The organism is Oleiphilus sp. HI0128 (genome assembly GCF_001635365.1).
The window spans coordinates 1-2,308 of record NZ_LWGG01001060.1; the positions used below are offsets into that span (position 1 = coordinate 1).

Consider the following 2,308-nt stretch of genomic DNA (forward strand, 5'->3'; position numbering starts at 1 on the left):
CCGTGATGGGCAATGACGACACCCTGGTCGATGAACTTCTGCAGTCAGGCAAAGAGGTAAACGATAAAGCGTGGCAATTACCCATTTGGGATGAGTATCAGGAACAGATCGAAAGCCCCTTTGCCGATATTCAAAATATTGGCGGCAAAGGCGCAGGCAGCATTACCGCTGCATGCTTCTTGTCTAGGTTCACCAAAGAATACAAATGGGCTCACTTGGATATCGCAGGTACAGCTTGGGTATCAGGAGGAAAAGACAAAGGTGCAACAGGTCGTCCGGTTCCTTTGCTACTGAACTATCTGTTAAGCAAAGCGTCTTAAATATCTAGCAAGACTATTGAGTTAATTACGACAGCGACAACAAAAGCATGCCCAGAATAGACCTATACCTCTTAAATGAAGCCAACTTTTCTGAGCAAATTGCTTTTTGTTGCCGTTTAACGGAGAAAGCCCTGCAACAACACAGTCGAATTCATATTCAGACTGTGGACGCTATTCAAAACGAAGCACTAAACAGCGCTTTATGGACTTTCAAACTCGAAAGCTTTATTCCTCATAGTCTCGGTCAAAATGAGTCAGAAAGCAAAACCGCGCCAGTCATCATCGATGACAAACCATTAAAGTCATCACTTCAAAAAGACGATTCTTTGCTCATCCTCCTACGAAAGCAGTTACCCGAGCGCTTGGAAGATTTCAGCCGTTTGTGCTTAATCATTCCGAATATTGAAATCGAAATTCAGGACGCACGTACCTTATACAAGCAACTAAAGAGCCTTGGCCATGAGGTTCATATCCACGATCTACGGAAAGCTTAGGGAAGTCTTTGCTTTTTTAAGCAACTATATTAAGCAAGTCCCTAGCTTCAGCTCGCTCACGCCATGTATAATGTCGGCCATTTTTTATCGTATGCCAAGCGAAAGTCAGGCACTCGACCTCTAGCCATTTTTAACGAGTAAGCATCAACGATTATGGATAAGACCTACCAACCTAGCGAAATAGAACAGTCTTGGTATAAAACCTGGGAAGAAAGCGGCTACTTCAAGCCTTCAAATGAAGGCCAGCCCTACACCATTATGATTCCGCCACCGAATGTCACCGGTAGCTTGCATATGGGACATGCCTTCCAGGACTCTATTATGGATGCCCTAACCCGCTATCACCGCATGAAAGGTCATAACACTTTATGGCAGGTCGGTACCGACCACGCGGGTATCGCAACTCAAATGGTTGTTGAGCGCAAGCTTGCTGCTGAAGAAGGCAAAACTCGCCATGACCTCGGACGTGAAGCCTTTCTCGATAAAATCTGGGATTGGAAAGAAGAGTCCGGTGGCACAATTACCCGTCAGCTTCGTCGTTTAGGTGCTTCTGTCGATTGGGACCATGAACGCTTCACGATGGACGATGGCTTTTACAAAGCCGTTCAGGAAGTATTTGTTCGTTTATACAAAGATGACTTAATCTATCGCGGCAAGCGTTTGGTAAACTGGGATCCTAAGCTTCACACGGCTATTTCAGACCTGGAAGTCGAGAACAAAGACAAAAAAGGCAATATGTGGAACCTTCGCTATCCACTAGCCAATGGTGAAAAAACCTCTGAAGGTAAAAACTACTTAGTCGTCGCAACCACTCGCCCCGAAACCATGCTGGGTGATACAGGCGTTGCAGTCAACCCTGAAGATCCACGTTACAAAGACCTGATCGGTAAGTTTGTAGAATTGCCTCTTGTTGGTCGTTTGATCCCGATTGTGGGTGATGATCATGCCGACATGGAAAAAGGCACTGGTTGTGTAAAAATAACACCTGCGCACGACTTTAACGATAATCTAGTGGGTAAGCGCTGCGGCCTAGCGATGATCAATATCTTCGATATTGATGCTGCCATCCTTAAAGAAGCAGAAGTTTACGACACTGAAGGCCAAGCTTCAGATGCTTTCGATACAGCCCTACCCGCAGAATTTGCTGGCTTGGATCGATTTGAAGCGCGTAAAGCCATCATTGCAAAATTTGAAGAGCTTGGCTTATTAGAAAGTATTGATGATCACAATTTGGTTGCACCCTACGGCGACCGCTCAGGTGTTGTCATCGAACCACTTCTTACAGACCAGTGGTTCGTTCGTGCAGGCCCGCTAGCTGAACCTGCAATACAGGCAGTTGAAGATGGCGAGATTCAGTTTGTTCCCAAGCAATACGAAAACATGTACTTCTCCTGGATGCGCGACATTCAGGACTGGTGTATCTCTCGCCAGCTTTGGTGGGGACACAGAATCCCGGCTTGGTACGATGCTGAAGGTAATGTTTACGTTGGCCGC

At 46.1% G+C, this 2,308-nt stretch carries 2 protein-coding genes and 1 pseudogene; all 3 read left to right on the top strand.

The genetic code is table 11. The features are described 5' to 3' along the window. A pseudogene (locus tag A3763_RS18065) lies at positions 1–320 on the top strand (leucyl aminopeptidase); the annotation flags it as partial. Positions 321–367: 47 nt separating this feature from the next. Then, positions 368–814: a DNA polymerase III subunit chi gene (locus A3763_RS18070; protein WP_068507836.1), complete on the top strand. Its 447-nt coding sequence runs from the start codon at positions 368–370 to the stop codon at positions 812–814. A 153-nt stretch (positions 815–967) separates the two neighbouring features. Further along, positions 968–2,308, top strand: a 1,341-nt coding sequence (locus A3763_RS18075; RefSeq protein ID WP_068760292.1) for a valine--tRNA ligase, incomplete at its 3' end; no start/stop codon positions are given.